The sequence below is a fragment of the Acinetobacter seohaensis genome (assembly GCF_056431365.1).
This window is the reverse complement of record NZ_JBWKMK010000122.1, coordinates 1-18,358: the sequence shown is the minus strand read 5'-3', so window position 1 is coordinate 18,358 and position 18,358 is coordinate 1. Positions and strand designations below refer to the sequence as shown.

At 40.2% G+C, this 18,358-nt stretch carries 17 protein-coding genes and 2 pseudogenes; 8 read left to right on the top strand and 11 right to left on the bottom strand.

Going from position 1 to position 18,358, the window contains the following annotated elements:
* Positions 1-67: pseudogene (locus AC07E5_RS10990) on the bottom strand (helix-turn-helix domain-containing protein); the annotation flags it as partial.
* A gap of 189 nt (positions 68-256) precedes the next feature.
* Positions 257-961 carry an SIMPL domain-containing protein gene (locus AC07E5_RS10985; RefSeq protein ID WP_368779900.1) on the bottom strand — a complete coding sequence of 235 codons (705 nt, stop codon included), beginning with the start codon at positions 959-961 and terminating at the stop codon, positions 257-259.
* Positions 962-1,455: 494 nt separating this feature from the next.
* On the opposite strand from AC07E5_RS10985, the gene AC07E5_RS10980 reads away from it, so the two are divergent.
* The 8 genes from AC07E5_RS10980 to AC07E5_RS10945 all read left to right on the top strand — a co-directional run bounded on the left by AC07E5_RS10980 (position 1,456) and on the right by AC07E5_RS10945 (position 11,649).
* The gene (locus AC07E5_RS10980; protein ID WP_004971681.1) at positions 1,456-2,829 is read left to right on the top strand and encodes a diaminobutyrate--2-oxoglutarate transaminase; all 1,374 of its coding nucleotides are present in this window, start codon (positions 1,456-1,458) and stop codon (positions 2,827-2,829) included.
* Between the two features lie 4 nt (positions 2,830-2,833).
* On the top strand, positions 2,834-4,366 hold the full coding sequence (locus AC07E5_RS10975; RefSeq protein WP_004971679.1) for a pyridoxal phosphate-dependent decarboxylase family protein: 1,533 nt from the start codon (positions 2,834-2,836) through the stop codon (positions 4,364-4,366).
* 473 nt (positions 4,367-4,839) lie between these two features.
* The gene (locus tag AC07E5_RS10970; RefSeq protein ID WP_498625477.1) at positions 4,840-5,865 is read left to right on the top strand and encodes a substrate-binding domain-containing protein; all 1,026 of its coding nucleotides are present in this window, start codon (positions 4,840-4,842) and stop codon (positions 5,863-5,865) included.
* A gap of 98 nt (positions 5,866-5,963) precedes the next feature.
* Entirely contained in the window at positions 5,964-7,343 is a 1,380-nt protein-coding gene (gene pstC / locus AC07E5_RS10965; protein WP_498625475.1) for a phosphate ABC transporter permease subunit PstC, read from the top strand.
* Positions 7,343-8,731 (top strand): phosphate ABC transporter permease PstA, encoded by a 1,389-nt coding sequence (gene pstA / locus AC07E5_RS10960; RefSeq protein WP_498625474.1) that lies wholly within the window; start codon positions 7,343-7,345, stop codon positions 8,729-8,731. Before pstC ends, pstA begins: the two co-directional genes overlap by 1 nt.
* Positions 8,732-8,744: 13 nt before the next feature.
* A complete protein-coding gene (gene pstB / locus AC07E5_RS10955; protein WP_096901086.1) occupies positions 8,745-9,671 on the top strand; it encodes a phosphate ABC transporter ATP-binding protein PstB in 927 nt (308 codons plus the stop codon).
* Between the two features lie 216 nt (positions 9,672-9,887).
* Complete coding sequence (sohB, locus tag AC07E5_RS10950) at positions 9,888-10,850, top strand: protease SohB (protein WP_004971667.1); 963 nt, start codon at positions 9,888-9,890, stop codon at positions 10,848-10,850.
* A 172-nt stretch (positions 10,851-11,022) separates the two neighbouring features.
* Positions 11,023-11,649, top strand: coding sequence for a cytochrome b/b6 domain-containing protein (locus tag AC07E5_RS10945; RefSeq protein ID WP_004971665.1), 627 nt, complete (start codon positions 11,023-11,025; stop codon positions 11,647-11,649).
* A gap of 30 nt (positions 11,650-11,679) precedes the next feature.
* Here AC07E5_RS10945 and AC07E5_RS10940 read toward each other — a convergent pair whose 3' ends face one another.
* From AC07E5_RS10940 to AC07E5_RS10900, 9 genes and pseudogenes are all read right to left on the bottom strand, one after another.
* Positions 11,680-12,300: a DUF2238 domain-containing protein gene (locus AC07E5_RS10940; protein ID WP_498625472.1), complete on the bottom strand. Its 621-nt coding sequence runs from the start codon at positions 12,298-12,300 to the stop codon at positions 11,680-11,682.
* A gap of 91 nt (positions 12,301-12,391) precedes the next feature.
* Positions 12,392-13,780: an adenylosuccinate lyase gene (gene purB, locus AC07E5_RS10935; protein WP_498625470.1), complete on the bottom strand. Its 1,389-nt coding sequence runs from the start codon at positions 13,778-13,780 to the stop codon at positions 12,392-12,394.
* A 55-nt stretch (positions 13,781-13,835) separates the two neighbouring features.
* Entirely contained in the window at positions 13,836-14,567 is a 732-nt protein-coding gene (gene hflD / locus AC07E5_RS10930) for a high frequency lysogenization protein HflD (RefSeq protein WP_004971659.1), read from the bottom strand.
* Between the two features lie 12 nt (positions 14,568-14,579).
* Complete coding sequence (gene mnmA / locus AC07E5_RS10925; RefSeq protein ID WP_019837657.1) at positions 14,580-15,713, bottom strand: tRNA 2-thiouridine(34) synthase MnmA; 1,134 nt, start codon at positions 15,711-15,713, stop codon at positions 14,580-14,582.
* A 4-nt stretch (positions 15,714-15,717) separates the two neighbouring features.
* A complete protein-coding gene (locus AC07E5_RS10920) occupies positions 15,718-16,203 on the bottom strand; it encodes an NUDIX hydrolase (RefSeq protein ID WP_498625469.1) in 486 nt (161 codons plus the stop codon).
* 162 nt (positions 16,204-16,365) lie between these two features.
* Entirely contained in the window at positions 16,366-16,845 is a 480-nt protein-coding gene (locus AC07E5_RS10915) for a hypothetical protein (protein ID WP_004971654.1), read from the bottom strand.
* Positions 16,811-17,515, bottom strand: a complete 705-nt coding sequence (locus AC07E5_RS10910) for a hypothetical protein (protein ID WP_026438309.1) — start codon at positions 17,513-17,515, stop codon at positions 16,811-16,813. The genes AC07E5_RS10915 and AC07E5_RS10910 overlap by 35 nt, the downstream gene beginning before the upstream one ends.
* A 4-nt stretch (positions 17,516-17,519) precedes the next feature.
* Entirely contained in the window at positions 17,520-18,080 is a 561-nt protein-coding gene (locus tag AC07E5_RS10905) for a PAAR domain-containing protein (protein ID WP_498625467.1), read from the bottom strand.
* 162 nt (positions 18,081-18,242) lie between these two features.
* Positions 18,243-18,358 (bottom strand): annotated as a pseudogene (locus AC07E5_RS10900) (IS982 family transposase); the annotation flags it as partial.

The window sequence follows — 18,358 nt, the reverse complement described above, 5'->3', positions numbered from 1 at the left end:
GCTTGGCCAGAAAAATGAGTCGTTCTCGCTGTTCTAAACTAAGTGGTACAGAAACAATTCGAGGCATGTGTGAACATCTGTTAACTAAAAAAACTTTTTCGCATGATTAGTTATTTTTGTCAACTTAACAAAACCTCGTTGATACTAAAAAAACCTCTCAATTTGAGAGGTTTTTTAGTATTTAATCAATTATTGCAAAAATAAATTCTCTTTAAAATAATATTAATTATCTACTTTGCTATGGGAGATTAGTCGATTATTTAAACTGAATCGCCCCATTCGCGCTGACGGTCATTTGCGATTCGCCTGCCGCAACTTCCTGCTCAGGAACCGCCATATCAGCCGATGCAGATTTCATCATGGCCATACGCGGTACTGGCTGTGGTGAATAATTGTTAGTATTCAGATTTAAGTTCACCAGTTGATAACTCGGTTTGTTCCAGGTCTGGGTGAGTGCCTGTGCGCGTTGCTGGAAGTTTTTGGTGGCTTCAATCATCAGTTCGCTTTCAACTTTTTTACGCTTTTCGTCAGATACCTTGAAATTAATCGACTGGGTCTGGAAGTGCTGTTGTAATTCAGCAATTAATTGAGATGTCGCTTTAAAATCTTTTGATTCTAGACGAATCTGGGCACGACCACGCCATTCTTTCAATTTACGGTTGTCATTGTCATAAATAGGGTAAGTACTTTGTGCCCCAGTCTCGATTTTCACAGTTGGATATTTGCGTGCTGTGGCAATTGCTTGATTCATCAGCTGGTTAATTTGAGTGGCTAGTTCAGCCGGCTGTTTGTGACTTTTTTCAATATATAACACAGCGTGCATTTGATCATTTGAAACTTCGCGTGTAGCTTCGGCTTGAACATTGACGATATTGTAATTTAAAGATTCATTTTGTTGGGCAAAAGCAGTGCTTGCAGCACCAACAGCCAACAGGGTAGCAGCGAGAGAAAGTAAGCGCATATTTTGACCTATTATTCAGGGGATCAGGATTTATGAAAAGCGTTTGAATTGATTTAAATAGTAACTTTGCTTTGTGAGGATTTTTAGTTGAATTTGTGGTGGCTTTGTAAAATATGCGTTAAAAATTGCAGCAAAAAAGCATTTATAAAATTCAATAAAAATAATGATCTATACTATTTTGAAAATAAATGCTGCATGACTTGAGAGATTGTGCAAAAAAACGTATAAAGGAAGTGGAAAGAGTTAAATTTTCTTTCCTTTGTCACAATGTAAGATGATAATTCAATCGAATCATCTGCAAGATATGTTTTTTCGATGAAATTAGGCAATATTTGGGTTAAACCTGTTTATTTTCTAGAAAAATTAGGTATTATCCCGCTTCCTAGTCTTGAAGAACAAAACTCTATCTCGCTAGATCAAAAAAGCACCGAGTCAAAGGACCGCAAGTCACCAGACTTATTTCTTTCAACCCATATCAGAGATGGTAATTCGATATGAGCGTTACTTCTGTAAACCCTGCCAACCATTCCACAAACGAATACTACTTGACTCGCCAAAGTCAGATGGAATCGAATGTGCGTAGTTATCCTCGTAAATTACCGTTAGCGATAGCGAAAGCACTGGGTTGTTGGGTTACCGATGTTGAAGGTACTGAGTACCTAGATTGTTTGGCTGGGGCAGGAACCTTGGCATTGGGCCATAACCATCCTGCGGTGGTTCAAAGCATCCAAGACACTTTAGCGAGTGGTTTGCCATTACATACCCTAGATTTAACGACACCTTTGAAAGATGCTTTTACTGAAGCGTTACTTTCACACATGCCTGGTGGTCAAGAAGAATACTGCTTGCAGTTCTGTGGTCCTACAGGTGCAGATGGCACAGAAGCGGCAATCAAACTTGCAAAAACCTATACAGGTCGTAGCTCAGTCATCAGCTTCTCAGGTGGCTATCATGGTATGACTCATGGTTCATTGGCGATGACAGGTAACTTGTCTGCAAAAAACGCAGTCAATGGTTTAATGCCTGGTGTTCAATTTATGCCATATCCGCATGAATACCGCTGCCCACTTGGTATTGGCGGTGAAGCGGGTGTAGATGCTTTAACGTATTATTTTGAAAACTTCATTGAAGATGTAGAAAGCGGTGTAACTAAGCCTGCAGCTGTGATTCTTGAAGCAATTCAAGGTGAAGGCGGTGTAGTGACTGCACCAATTAAATGGTTGAAAAAAATCCGCGAAGTGACTGAAAAGCACAACATCGTTTTAATTTTAGACGAAGTTCAAGCGGGCTTTGCACGTTCAGGCAAAATGTTTGCATTTGAACATGCAGGTATTGAGCCAGACGTGATTGTAATGTCTAAAGCTGTTGGTGGTGGTTTGCCATTGGCTGTACTTGCAATTAAACGTAAGTTTGACGCATGGCAGCCTGCAGGTCACACGGGTACTTTCCGTGGTAACCAATTGGCAATGGGTACTGGTCTTGTGGTGCTTAAAACCATTAAAGAACAAAACCTTGCACAAAATGCGCAAGAGCGTGGTGAGTTCTTACAAGCTGAATTGAAAAAATTAGCTGTTGAATTCCCATGTATTGGTAACGTGCGTGGTCGCGGTTTAATGATTGGTATCGAAATTGTAGATGAACGCCAAGAAAAAGACCGTTTAGGTGCTTATCCAGCAGACTCTCAATTGGCTGCTGCTGTTCAAGCTGCATGTTTTGACAACAAATTGTTGCTTGAGAAAGGTGGTCGTGGTGGTACGGTAATCCGTTTACTTTGTCCACTCATCATTACTCAAGAAGAGTGTGTAGAAGTCATCGCTCGCTTCAAGAAAGCAGTTGCTGAAGCGTTAGTCGCAGTTCGAGGCGCATAAGTTTATGGTAGATTTTGCAGAACATCGTAAAGCGTTACTCTGCAATGATGCTCAATCCATTGCTGACTACAGTGCAGCAATGGAACAAGCGACTCAAGCAGTCGCGGCATGGTTGCAAAATGACAAAATGTACACAGGCGGCAGCATTAAAGAATTGCGTGAAGCGATTTCTTTCCAGCCTGCAAAACAAGGTTTGGGTGTACAAAAGTCATTGGAACGCATGGTTGAGCTTTTCTTAAACAAAAGTTTAAAAGTTCATCATCCACATTCTTTGGCACATTTGCATTGTCCAACTATGGTGGCAAGCCAAATTGCAGAAGTTCTCATTAACGCAACCAACCAATCTATGGACTCTTGGGATCAAAGCCCTGCAGGTTCATTGATGGAAGTACAACTAATTGACTGGTTACGTCAAAAAGTTGGCTATGGTGCAGGTCAAGCGGGCGTGTTCACTTCAGGTGGTACGCAGTCTAACTTGATGGGTGTGTTATTGGCGCGTGATGCGTGTATTGCAAAGAACTGGAAAGATGAAAACGGTAATCCGTGGTCTGTTCAGCGCGATGGTATTCCAAGCGATGCAATGCGTAATGTGAAAGTCATTTGTTCTGAAAATGCACACTTCTCTGTGCAAAAGAACATGGCGATGATGGGTATGGGCTTCCAATCGGTTGTTACTGTACCTGTTAATGAAAATGCACAAATGGACGTGGTTGCACTTGAGCAAACCATGGCGCATTTAAAATCTGAAGGTAAGATCGTTGCGTGTGTGGTTGCGACTGCAGGTACAACCGATGCAGGCGCGATTGATCCGCTTAAAAAGATTCGTGACATCACTAATCAATATGGCGCGTGGATGCACATTGACGCAGCTTGGGGTGGTGCATTAATTCTTTCTAACAGTCATCGTGACATGCTTGATGGTATTGAGCTGTCTGATTCTGTGACACTGGATTTCCATAAGCATTACTTCCAAACTATTTCGTGCGGTGCGTTCTTACTGAAAGATGAAGCGAACTATCGTTTCATGCACTATGAAGCAGAATATTTGAACTCTGCTTATGATGAAGAACATGGCGTACCAAACTTGGTGTCTAAGTCATTGCAAACAACGCGTCGTTTTGATGCGTTGAAACTTTGGATGACGATTGAAGCATTAGGTGAAGAGCTTTACGGTTCTATGATTGATCATGGTGTGAAGCTAACCCGTGACGTTGCTGATTATATTAAAGCGACTGCAGGTTTAGAATTGTTGGTTGAACCACAATTTGCTTCAGTGTTGTTCCGTGTTGTGCCTGAAGGTTATCCTGCAGAGTTCTTGGATAGCTTGAACCAAAACGTGGCAGATGAATTATTTGCACGTGGTGAGGCCAATATTGGTGTAACTAAAGTCGGTAATGTTCAATCATTGAAGATGACGACTTTAAGTCCAGTGGCAACACTTGAAAACGTGAAAAACTTGTTAGGCCTAGTATTGGCAGAAGCAGATCGCATTAAAGATGCGATTGTCGCGGGTACTTATACGCCACCAATCGACTAATGCTTTCATTTTTTAGATTGTTATGAAATACAACAAATGAAGTCACTACGGTGGCTTTTTTTGTACCTAATTAAAAATGTTGCAGTGAAGTGTTGTAGCATTTTACTTGAATTTTTGTGATGGATTAGGTGTTTTTGGCTTAAATAATGCACTGCAGATGTCATAAAAATTACGAAATTGGCGAATAAATCATCAGTTTTGGAAGAAAAAACTATAACTAAAGATGACATTGGCATGAATTATTACAATTTGAAATTTAAATACTGAAAAAAATAAGCACTCTAATGTTTTGTTAGTTTTTGATTTTAAATGATTTAAAAATTATTTTAGATACGAAAAGCAAATATCACCAAAGCGTAACAAAGCTGTAACATGCCTGTCATATTATAAAACCACAATGCAGTTATCGAAATAAGTACAAAACTTAATAATAAGTGACGTACTCCGAATTTGCATAAATGAGAGAGAACAGAATGCGCTTTACTAACATCGCCATTGCTTTAGCCGTATCTGCAGCAGCTGTAGCAACAACTGCAAACGCAGCTCGTGACACCATCCAAATTGCGGGTTCTTCAACCGTTCTACCATACGCTAGTATTGTAGCAGAAGAATTTGGTAATACTTTCCCACAATTTAAAACTCCAGTTGTTGGTTCTGGCGGTTCTTCAGGTGGTTTGAAGCAGTTCTGTACAGGTGTGGGTGACAACACTATCGACATCGCGAACGCATCTCGTAAAATTAAAGATTCAGAATTGGCTGCTTGTAAAAAAGCAGGCGTAAACCAAGTTTTAGAAATTAAAATTGGTTACGATGGTATTGTATTTGCTTCTAATGCAAACAAAGCGGCTTATAAATTAAAGCCTTACCATGTATATGCAGCTATCGCAGCTCAATTACCATCTAAAGGTAAAATGGTTGCTAACCCATATACACGTTGGAATCAAATTGACAAAACACTTCCAAACGAGCCTATTACACTTGTAATTCCAGCGTCTAACCACGGTACACGTGAAGTGTTCCAAGAGAAAATGGTTGATGCAGGCTGTGAAGCTTATGCTGCGATCAAAGCATTAGATAAAGATGCGCAAAAGAAAGCATGTACTACTTTCCGTAAGGATGGTCGTGTAATCGAAATCGCGGGTGACTACACAGAAACACTTGCACGTTTGAAAACTTCTCCAAGCGCAGTAGGTGTATTCGGTTTAGGCTTCTATGACCAAAACCGTGACCGTTTACGTGTTGCAACTGTAAACAACGTATCACCATCTGAAAACACAATCTTAAATGGTTCTTACCCTGTATCACGTCCATTGTTCTTCTATGTGAAAGGTGAGCACCTTAAATCAATCAAAGGTTTACCAGAATTTACTGAATACTTCTTGAGCAAAAAAGTATCTGGTAAAGGTTCTAAATTAGACAAAGCGGGTTTGATCTCTATGTCTGATAAAGAACGCGCACAAGTTCTTGCAAACTTCAAAGCTGGTAAAGCGGTTAAGTAATTTGAGTTAAAGCAGCTGATGGCAGGATAACCTGCCATTGGCTTTTTGCTAAGAAATGTTTTTTCAAGAACACAAATTGAAAAAACAGTGGAGAATACATGAATCTGCTACTCATAGGTGTGTTATTGGCGATTATCGCCGTAGCCTATCAAATCGGGTTAAGCAAGAGCCGTAACCTAGCAGGTAAGGGAAATAACTCTGCAATGTTACATTCACGCCCAGGATATTATGGCGCGTTGGTAGCATTATGGTGTGGTATCCCTGCTTTTTTAATTTTGATTGTTTGGAACTTGGTAGAGCCAAGTATTCTAGAGCAAGTGGTAATTAATAATGTGCCAGCGCACATTGCTGCAAGCCTAGACCCTGCAAGTACAAGTGTTTTGGTTGATCGCGTACAAGCCATTGCATCTGGTTTTGGTGTGAGTGATACACCTGCTGCATACGAAATTGCAGCGGCAGAGCAATTAGCGAAAATTGAAACCATTGGTTCTTATGCCAAACTTGCGGTGGTGATCTGTGCGGCCTTATTTGGTTTGCTGTGGGCAAAGAAACATGTTTCACAACAATTCCGCGCACGTAACCAAGTTGAAAAAATCATCAACATTTCTTTGGCATTATGTTCTGGTGTTGCGATTCTAACTACGGTTGGTATTGTGATGTCTATGTTCAGTGAAGCGATGCGATTCTTTAGTTTCGTCAGCCCACTGGATTTCTTCTTTGGTACAGTCTGGAATCCTGGTTTTAGCACCTCGGGTAGTGCAGATGGCAGTTATGGTTTACTTCCATTACTGTGGGGTACATTGATGGTGAGTGGTATTGCTTTATTAGTTGCAGTACCTATTGGTTTAATGATCGCCATTTACCTTGCAGAATATGCATCGCCTAAATTCCGTGCATGGGCAAAGCCGACCATTGAAGTTTTAGCAGGTATTCCGACCATTGTGTACGGTGTATTTGCCATGATGATCATCGGCCCGTTCCTTAAAACTGCGGGCGCAATCATTGGACTAGATATTAATGCCACGAGTGCATTAACCGCTGGTTTAGTGATGGGCATCATGATTATTCCTTTTGTATCTTCATTGTCTGATGACATTATTACGCAAGTGCCGCGTGCGCTGCGTGATGGTTCTTTAGGCTTGGGTGCAACCAAATCTGAAACCATTCGTCGCGTGGTGATGCCAGCTGCATTACCAGGGGTGATTGGTGCATTCTTACTTGCTGCGTCACGTGCGATTGGTGAAACCATGATTGTAGTGTTGGCAGCAGGTAATAGTCCTTTACTACACGCAAACCCATTAGAAGCGGTATCTACGGTTACGATTACGATTGTGAACCAATTAACAGGTGATACAGATTTCGCAAGTCCGCAGGCATTGGTTGCTTTCGCACTTGGTTTGACCCTGTTCGTGATTACCTTAGGTTTGAACATTGTTGCACTATACATCGTGCGTAAATATCGTGAGCAATACGACTAATGAGTACTTCAAATACATCGTCTTTGGATCAGTTAGATCCACAAGCTGCTGCCGAATTACGTGAACAACGTAAAAAAACCATCGCCAGTTCATTGGGTAAGCGTCATCGTAAGGAAAAAACCTTCCGCTTGATGGGTCTCTCGGCAGTTATTGCAGGTTTATTCTTTGTCGTGTTGCTTTTTGGCAGTATTTTGGCCAAAGGCTTGCCAGCATTTTGGCAAAGCAGCATGAGCCTTCCAATTTATTTCGATCCAGCAGTTGTGAATGTAGGTCCAAAACCGAAAGCAATTGCAGGTGAGTCACCAGCCCAATACGAAGAACGTATGATTGCGTGGCAAACTGAAATGGGCATGGTAGATTGGGATGCCCTCATTGTGAACGGTATTATTGCTAAAGATAAAGCGCTAGAAGCACAGCGTGATGATCTTGGCTATTTATATACCAGTTCTGAAGCGTACCGTCTACGTGACATGGTGTTGGCTGATCCATCACTGATTGGTCAAACCAAAGATGTTAAAGTACTTGCAGATGCTAACGTAGATGTATGGTTAGAAGGTAATATTGACCGTAGCCTGCCAGATGAGCAGCAACAGTTAAGCCCTGAAGTACGTCAATTGGCAGACAAGTTAGAGTCACAAGGCATTATTGAAAGTACATTCAATACCAACATTTTTGTTAGCCCAGACTCACGTAGTTCTCCTGCAACATCTGGTTTGGCGGGTGCATTCATGGGTTCTTTATTCATGATGCTAATTGTGATCTTTATTTCGATTCCAATTGGTGTGGCATCGGCAATTTACTTAGAAGAATTTGCGCCAAAAAATGCCATTACTGATATTATTGAAGTGAACATTAACAACTTGGCTGCTGTACCTTCTATTGTATTTGGTTTGTTGGGTGCTGCGATCTTTATTGGTTGGATGCATTTACCATTGTCTGCACCATTGGTCGGTGGTTTGGTACTGAGTTTAATGACTTTACCAACCGTGATTATTACCACGCGTGCATCATTAAAAGCAGTGCCACCGTCTATTCGTCAAGCTGCTTTAGGTTTGGGTGCTTCTCGTTTACAAACTGTGTTCCACCACGTACTCCCACTTGCATTGCCGGGTATTTTAACGGGTGCAATTATTGGTGTCGCACAAGCTTTAGGTGAAACCGCACCATTGTTATTAATTGGTATGAGTGCTTTCGTTGCCAGTGTACCAGCAACTCCACTTGATCAATCTACTGCGTTACCTGTGCAAATTTTCTTATGGCAGGGTAATGAATTGCGTAACTTCTTTGAAGGACGTACCGCTGCAGCCATTATCGTATTGCTTGCGTTAATGATTGGCTTGAACAGCCTTGCAATCTGGTTACGTAAGAAGTTTGAAGTACGCTGGTAATTGAGGGCAGAATATGAATACTGTAGCAAGCACAGAAAAACCAAATTCCTTAGAACAGGATAAACAAGTGAATCCACAGCAAAGCCAATTTACATCTCCAGATGTAGAACAGAAGCAATCATCAACTTCGTTTGTTTCACAGTTTGATACACAAGCGTCTAGCAAAAAAGAAGCGAAGTCTTCAAATGTGAAATTAAGTACCAATGATGTGCATGTGTACTATGGTGAATCTGAAGCAATCAAAGGTATTGATTTAAATATCTATGAAAATGAAGTGATTGCATTTATTGGTCCATCTGGTTGCGGTAAATCTACTTTCTTGCGTACTTTAAACCGTATGAACGACACCATTGATAGCTGTCGTGTAACGGGTAAAGTGATGTTGGATAACCAAGACATCTATGACCCGAACCTTGACGTCGTATTATTACGTGCTCAAGTAGGTATGGTGTTCCAAAAGCCAAACCCATTCCCAAAATCAATTTTTGAAAACGTAGCCTATGGCCCTAAACTACATGGTTTAGCACGTGATAAGTACGATTTAGAAGAAATTGTAGAAAACAGTTTGCGTAAAGCTGGTTTGTGGGATGAAGTGAAAGACCGTTTGAACCAACCGGGTACTGGTTTGTCGGGTGGTCAGCAACAACGTCTTTGTATCGCACGTACCATTGCGGTAAGTCCAGAAGTGATTTTAATGGATGAACCGTGTTCGGCACTTGACCCAATTGCAACGGCAAAAGTAGAAGAGCTAATTTCTGAACTTTCTACTCAATATACGATTGCGATTGTAACGCACTCAATGCAACAGGCAGCGCGTGTATCTGACCGTACCGCATACTTCCATTTGGGTGATTTGATTGAAGTGAATGCGACTGAAAAAGTATTTACTCAGCCAGACCATCAATTAACAGAAGCGTATATTACAGGTCGTTTTGGTTAATTCTTAAAATCTGTAGAAAAGGACCGCAAATTAAGCCGATTTGCGGTTTTTTTATGACGAATGTTTAGTACCTAGCATGATTTTGCTTTTGCACAAATTAAACGGTAATGAGATTTAAAATCGATTAAATTAAGCAAATCAACAAGGTGATATTGAATTTTTAAGTTCAGCCCTCATCTTAAGTTAAGCACAAATAAAATTGAGAATTGCGGATCTATGTTATTTCATTTACCTAAACTACCTGCCGAAATTCGGATTAGTCATTTGAATGCGCGAATTAATGAACAACGAAAAAAAATTGCGCAAACCACGGCATCTAAACTCGAGCTATTACAACTTTCACAACAAATGGCACGTGAAGCGCGCGCCCGTAAAAAGAACAATCAAAAAATTTATGTGTTGGATTTTAAAGGTGATACTGCTGCGTCTGCTGTAGAGCAATTGCGTGAAGAAATCACCCTAATTTTGGCAACGGCCAAAGCTGGACGTGACCGTGTTGTGGTACGTTTGGAAAGTCCAGGCGGTATGGTGCATGGTTATGGGCTTGCAGCTGCACAATTGGTACGTTTGCGTGATGCAGGTTTCCATCTCACGATTTGCGTCGATAAAGTCGCAGCAAGTGGTGGCTATATGATGGCATGTATTGGTTCAGAAATTGTGTCAGCGCCATTTGCGATTTTGGGTTCTATTGGCGTAGTGGCACAAGTGCCTAACTTTAATCGCTTGCTCAAAGAAAAAAATATAGATTTTGAGATGTACACAGCAGGTCAATACAAACGCACTGTGACCATGTTTGGTGAAAATACCGAAGAAGGCAAGGCTAAGTTTGAAGAAGAATTGCAACAAACTCATGTACTATTTAAACACTTTGTCGAAAAATACCGTCCACAACTGAATGTTGAAAAAGTGGCAACAGGTGAGCATTGGTATGGTCAGGATGCACTGGATTTAAACTTGGTAGATAAGTTACAAACCTCAGATGAATACTTACTAAGTTTGTTGCCACAGCATGATATTTATGTGATTCAAACCCGTAAAAAGCCAACTTTGGGTGAAAAACTGGGTTTGCAAGCTGCACAAATGGCAGACAGTTTGATTCCTGCAGTGATGAATAAACTGGTTGATAGCCTAAGCAAAGCCAACAGCAGTTTGTTGCAAATCCGTGATCCTAAACTGTAATAGTGATGATCTAACTTCTAAAATTTATCTAAAAATTGCGCTCAATTGAGCGCAATTTTTTTATTCACTTTTATTCAAAAATATAGGGTCTTTGATTTAAGCATCTTAATTTTCAATTCAGCTTGATGTTATATCTTTGTGATAAGAACAAAACCACCTTGATAGATTGAATATGCAAACAAATAGTGTGCCCGCGAAGCAATCAACATCTACAGATTTAATGATTCGCTTTTTGCATGTGGTGATGCTGCTAAGTTTTACAGGGGCTTACTTAACAGGTGATGCGGAAGAATGGCATCAGTTACATATGGCTTTTGGCTATACGTTGGGGATTAGTTTAGCTTTACGAATCGTATGGCAGGTGTTGAGTATGTTGAACAGCACACAGCCGACAGGAATTTCTAAACGTTTAGGCATGATTCAACAATTTGTAAAACGCGATTGGAAACAGCCACAGCAGTTTTTTTCATTACCGTTTTTAAAGTCAGGCAGTTCCAGTGCGTTTCAATTCAGTATTTTGTTGATTTGGTTGGCATTGCCTTTAACTGTGTTGGTTGGATTTTTCACCGATTATACCCAAAGTCATACTTTAAAAGAGCTACATGAATTTGCAGCAAATTTATTCTTAGCTGCGGTATTGGTGCATTTAGCGAGCTTAACTTTAAGCAGCGTATTGTTTAAAAAATGGCTTGCCAAAACCATGTTTTGGGGGTCGGGTAAACCTGCAGTATTAACGGTGTTGATCTGGATGATTTCAGTCGCAAGTTTAGCTGGCTTCTGGTGGTGGTATTGGCAATAAATTTGGATTTAGTACGAAAGAGGCATCCTGTTAGGGTTTCTTGATCAAGTAGAAGCATCCCATCAGCATTGCTCCTATCGTTGCTAAAAGCATATCCATGTGTGCATCCCAAATATCACCTTGCTGACCATTATAATTTTCAGCATCTTCTGGCGATAAGCCAAGCGCAATGAGCCATTCCACCCATTCATAAATTAAACTGCTTGCCATGATAAATTGAATGACCAAAAGATATAAAACGATAGGTTTGTTTTTTGGAAACCAGACTTCAAACAAGCGCAATAAAACAGGATAGAGCAAAATACCATAAGCCAAATGCACAAAACGGTCATACATATTGCGTGACCAATCCATGCTCTGATCTAAATTGAAGCCAAAGCTGTGCAAAATCCAATCATTATAGGGCACATAAGAATACAGATAATGTGCTCCGACAATATGAATCAGTAAAAATATTAAATACAGCACAAAGCTAGAAAAACTCAGTCCTACTTTTTTAAACGCAATCAATAAAGCCGCGAGCATAAAAACTGTGCCTGCCTGATGCAGTAGATACGATTCAAATTCCAGTGGTTGAATACTGGCAGCAAGCATGGCGAGTATGACCAAGCCTAAAGCACAGTAATGTTGAATGCGGTATTGATTTTGCATGTGATTTTTAAGTTGGAAGATTTGTTTTATTCTAATAAAAATGCGAAGCCGAAGCTTCGCATTTTTGTATTGTGATGAATGCTTTTACAAATTAGATTTTAGCAATTAAATCTTGAATTTGTTTTGCTTGTTCAGCTGCATTACCTGTGTAAGTTGCAGGCGTCATTGTCGCTAAACGTGCGCGATCTGCTGCAGGAACGCCTTCCAACTCATTACCATTCACGAAATCTACCATCATGTCACGTGTCATAGCTTGACCACGTGTAAGAGCTTTTAATTTTTCGTATGGTTTTTCGATGTTATAACGACGCATCACAGTTTGAATTGGCTCAGCCAATACTTCTTGAGCATTGTCTAAATCTTCAAGAATACGTTGTGCGTTCAATTCAAGTTTGCCAATACCTTTAGAGCAAGCTTCAAATGCGATCAAGCTTTGTGCAAAACCAACACCCATATTACGCAATACAGTCGAGTCAGTTAAGTCACGTTGCCAGCGAGAGATTGGTAATTTTTCGCCTAAGTGAGCCAAGACTGCATTGGCGATACCCAAGTTACCTTCAGAGTTTTCAAAGTCAATTGGGTTTACTTTGTGCGGCATGGTTGAAGAACCAACTTCACCTTCTTTCAGTTTTTGCTTGAAGAAACCAAGTGAGATGTAGCCCCAAACGTCACGGTTGAAGTCGATTAGAATGGTGTTGAAACGACGTAGCGCATCAAACAATTCTGCCATATAGTCGTGTGGCTCAATTTGAGTCGTGTATGGGTTAAAGCTTAAACCTAAAGACTCTACAAATGCTTGAGAATGCGCAGGCCAGTTGATTTCTGGATATGCAGAAAGGTGAGCGTTGTAGTTACCTACTGCACCATTGATTTTGCCCAAAAGCTCAACTTGCTTGAACTGTTTGATTTGACGTGCAAGACGATATGCCACGTTTGCCATTTCTTTACCCAAAGTTGTTGGGCTTGCAGTTTGACCGTGAGTACGTGACAACATTGGTTGATCTGCATGTTTTTCTGCCAATGCAACAATCGAATCAATGATTTGCTGCATCGCTGCAACTAATACTTCACGACCATTTTTAAGCATTAAAGCATGTGACAAGTTGTTGATGTCTTCTGAAGTACAAGCAAAGTGAATGAACTCACCTGCATTTTTTAACTCATCAATGTTGGCAATTTTTTCTTTTAAGAAATATTCAACTGCTTTTACGTCATGGTTGGTGGTGCGTTCAATTTCTTTAATGCGGTTGGCATCATCTTCAGAGAAATCTGCAACAATTGCATCTAATGCAGCATTGGTTGCCGCACTGAAAGCAGGCACTTCGGTAATTTCAGGACGATTGGCAAGCGCTTGTAACCAACGCACTTCAACAGTCACACGAGCATGGATTAAACCAAACTCAGATAGGAAAGGGCGGAGAGCATTACATTTGCTTGCATAGCGCCCATCTAATGGCGAAAGTGCGGTTAAAGCGTTCATATCGATTCCTTAAACTTTGGAATTAAACCTAAAACAAAAGCGTGTTCAGCATGGTTTAAACCACCTGATACTGTAAACGCGCCAGATCTTGAATATCACGTAATAATTTACGTTTGCTAAATACCATGCCCCATGAACTGCCACCAAGTTGACGCCAAAGGTGTGCCATTTGTAAGCCTGTAAAAAGCGAAGCTCGAATTCGGTTGGTGTGTGCAGAATCCTTAAATGCTTCTGCATTGCCGCGTACCATAATGCGCGGGTTAATCTGTCCCGCAGTATCGACATAGGTTTGGGCTAAATTGGCAATAATACTGGGATGCAAATAGTTATGATCAAAAAATGAAAGTTGTTTTAAAATTTTTTGCTGGGATTGCTCAATAATTTCGACGTATTTAGGATTGCTATACACTTTTTTTTCTAATTGTAAGAGAGCCATCGCATATGACATAGGTAATTTAGTATTGGATAATTTAGGTAAACGCGATTTAGGGGCTGTATTAAAAGGCTGGTTGATACTGCTTTCTAGCGTTTTTAAACCCAAAGAAATATCGGCCAAATGATTAAAAAAATCCAAAGTTTGTGAACTGTGATTGCTACTTGGACGGATATTTAAACTGGCTTTAATCAATTGCTCAAAATAAAAGTTACCGCTTTCACCAATACTTTGTCGTCCTGTGAGTGCTGTCATGTGCGTAAGCTGGGTGGCTTGAAACACACCCGCTAACGCCAAGGCACGATTTTGGCGAACATTCAGAGTTGGTGACTGTTGAAACGGTAACTCTGTCATCCGAAACAATCCTTAAATAAAATCGGGTTTAGGTGCATTGGTATGGTGAATTACACCACCACCTAAACACACTTCGCCTGAATAGAATACGACACTTTGACCAGGAGTGACTGCGCGTTGTGGCTCATCAAATTCAACACGTACACCGCCAGGCATGCTGTCATCATTGAAAATTACACAATCTTGATCATCTTGGCGATAGCGAGTGCGACAAGTACAACGGAAGCCCGAGGCTGGAATTTCTTGTTCACCTGCCACCCAATCAATTGCTTCGCTCCATAAAATAGTGCTTTGCATGAGTGGATGTTCGTGACCTTGACCAATCACTAATCGATTGTTTTCAATATCTTTATGCAGGACGAACCATGCGCCTTCGGCCACGCCTTTTAAGCCGCCAATGCCAATCCCACCACGCTGACCGAGCGTATAGTACATTAAGCCGTGATGTTCACCAACCTCCTTACCATTGTCTAAAACAATTTTTCCAGCTTGAGCAGGCAAATATTGTTTTAAAAAGTCATTAAAACGACGTTCGCCAATAAAGCAAATCCCAGTCGAGTCTTTTTTCTTGGCGGTGACTAAATCCAGTTCTTCGGCAATTTTTCGGACTTGCGGCTTTTCAATTTCGCCCACAGGGAACAAGGTTTTGTTAATTTCACGACCATGCACTGCATGTAAGAAATAGGTTTGATCTTTATTTTTATCTAAACCACGTAACAGTGGAGCGTAAGCTTCGCCTTTGGAGTTGTACTGCGTTTCACCACGACGTGCGTAGTGACCTGTGGCAATAAATTCTGCACCCAAATTTATGGCGTGATCTAAAAAGGCACGGAACTTAATTTCTTTATTACATAAAATATCGGGGTTTGGCGTGCGTCCTGCCGCATATTCGGCAAGAAAATGCTCAAAAACTCGGTCCCAATATTCCATCGCAAAGTTGGCTGTATGTAATTTAATGCCGAGCTTGTCACATACCGCTTGCGCATCGGCAAGGTCTTCCATTGCGGTACAATATTCGGTGCCGTCATCTTCTTCCCAGTTTTTCATGAAAAGCCCTTCAACCTGATAACCTTGTTGAAGTAGAAGTGCAGCAGACACAGATGAATCTACACCACCTGACATACCTACGATGACACGTTGTTGCATAGGATTAGGCATCCAAATTAGAAATCAAGGGAGAATTTTGGTGCTCGTAAATGAGCGATAAAGGATAAGACTGACCACTGAGCGCATCTTGCACTGCTTTCATTACCAACGGACTTCGGGCACGTGCGGATTCAGCCAGTTCATCTGCAGACATCCACACAGTACCGATTATGTCGGGATCAAGCTGGGCTTGCGCATCATGTTGCAGCGATTCGGCTAGAAAGCAGAAGCGATAATAGGTGCGGTCAGGAAACATAGGCGGAGTATAGCTATAAATACCGAGTAAGGCATTAATTTTCACCCGATGCCCAGTTTCTTCCATGGTTTCACGTATTGCTGCTTCAATTAAGCTTTCGCCAGCTTCAACATGCCCTGCAGGCTGATTAAACACGCTATGCGTCACACCTTCTGTATGTTCTTCAACAAACAGGAATTTTCCGTTTTTTTCGATAACGGTGGCGACAGTAACGTGAGCAGTCCAAGCGGTCATTGAAAAGCACCATGGGGTAAAACGCATATTCTACAAAATTTAGGGGGATGTGGCTATGTTGAAAGGGGATTTCTTTAAGATGTTATCGCACCTGCATGCTCGGAGATAAATCAACAAAAATATAATCAACGTTTCGCCAAGAATAGCTTGAACGTTATAGATTTACTCTGATTTTCTACAGTCATTTTCAATCAATGTCTCACCATAAGTGCTATTTAGTTGTTGTTGCCAATGTTTAATATAGGTATTAATCCAGAGGTAGCTTTCATGTTTTTCAATTTGCGTTGGTAAATATGGCTTATATTTCTGCAGAAAAATCCCCATCCAGCAGATTTGATTGATTTGGGCAATATTTAGATCAGCATCAAAATGATAAGCATTGCCAATAGTTTGCTCATAGCCTCGTATTACAGCAACTTTTTCAAGTGTTGAAAGTAGTAATTGCTGCGTTAAGGGAGAGGGTTCGGATGTGGAGGCGATTTGGTACACTTTGGCATCAGATAACAATGTACCCACTATTCCACGATTAGCATTTTTCAGTGCTTCACTATTTTTGTCTGTTTGAGAGGCGAGTGAGCAGCTAGTTAAAAATAAGCAACATAATATACTAAGGGGTATTATGAATTTTTTTGTATAGAACATTGTCTGGATCACCTAAATATATACCTTGAGATTTTAATATTTGAATCATGTGTGGATTAAAATCCTGTTTAAAAACATCAATAAACATATTTCTATTAATTGTGATCGGCCCTCTGTTATTTTGGATTAAAAACATATCTCTAGTTGCATCAATCACATTAATTTTATCAATCTGATTTTGCAGGTTTTTAGCTTTCATTAAAGCTGACTGCAATTGATCGTGGGTTTTTAAATGAGGAATATCTTTTACTTCATCAATGGTAAAAGTCATAAGAAAACGTGCCTTAAATACAGCCTTTTGAAATTCAGCTACAATTTTAGGAGCCTCTCGCATCACATTTTTCATTAGATACTTGTGAAACTTTATATACATTTGAGTGTGAAATGCTGGATCCGATAAATATCCTTCGGGAAAATTATTGGTATCCCATTCCATTCCAAATCTGATAGCTGTGAGTAATTCTATTTTATTTGTGATGCTCGACCATTGATCTAAATTCATCATAAAGTTGTAAGGTCGAGTAACGTAATAATTGCGTACTTTAATAATGTTATTACATAATGGTTCTGAAAACTCACAGACGTTCTTTTCTTCTGGAAATGCTACCCAAGCATTAGATTTTCCAGAAATGGTACGACTATAAGCGGATGCTAACTTCGTGGTTTCCATATCATCATACCCATTCATTCATTGGTTGTGAAAAGTCAAAAATATGTAGACTGACCTGTTCGGATTTAATTCCTGTACGCAGAGTTTCAGTAAAACCATCATGATCAGTAAAGCCGCTATACTCTTGTCCATCATTTGTTGTTAATAGATAGAAGCATCCACTTATGGGTAGGTTGAATTTTTTATTGATAAGCTGGAACTGTAGTCCATGTTCTTCTAGGCGAATGCGGCTTCCTAGGAAACTTTGAGTAAGTGAGTATTGCTTGTTTTTTTGTTGCTGAGAGAAAGAAACAGTTTTTGGATGCGTTCCAACGACATGAGCTTGTTTGGGTATTAAAGTTGCTCCACAGGTAAAGTGATCCCCTACATAAGCTACTGCTTTACCATCAAGAATGACGTGATCCTGACTTTTGATTAGAGTTGACCACATTTTACATTTTGGACAGCTAAAGCCATCACCAGCTCTTAAGAAGGCAATCCCCATTTGGGTGATGCTATACTGCGTTGCAATAACTATTCCACCGTGTGAAGTCGTGGAGCCTTGAATGCCAAAAGGACGAGTCATAATTTAAATTCTTATTGGTATTGTGGTCTGGTGAATAAAAATATACTTACTAAAAAATAGATTGAAAATATGAGAGATAAATTTGTAGTGTTTTAAAAAAACTTGTTCATATTTTTCTATTTATAAGTATGTCTTTTATTAAAATTAATATAATAACCCCAGTTACGGATAAGCCAAAGATTTAATCACATGAATTTTAGGCTTATTCTTTTGGCAAAGTTGATACGCACATAGTGAAGAAAATACGCCTGCTAAAAAACCAGCAATCGAACGATGTT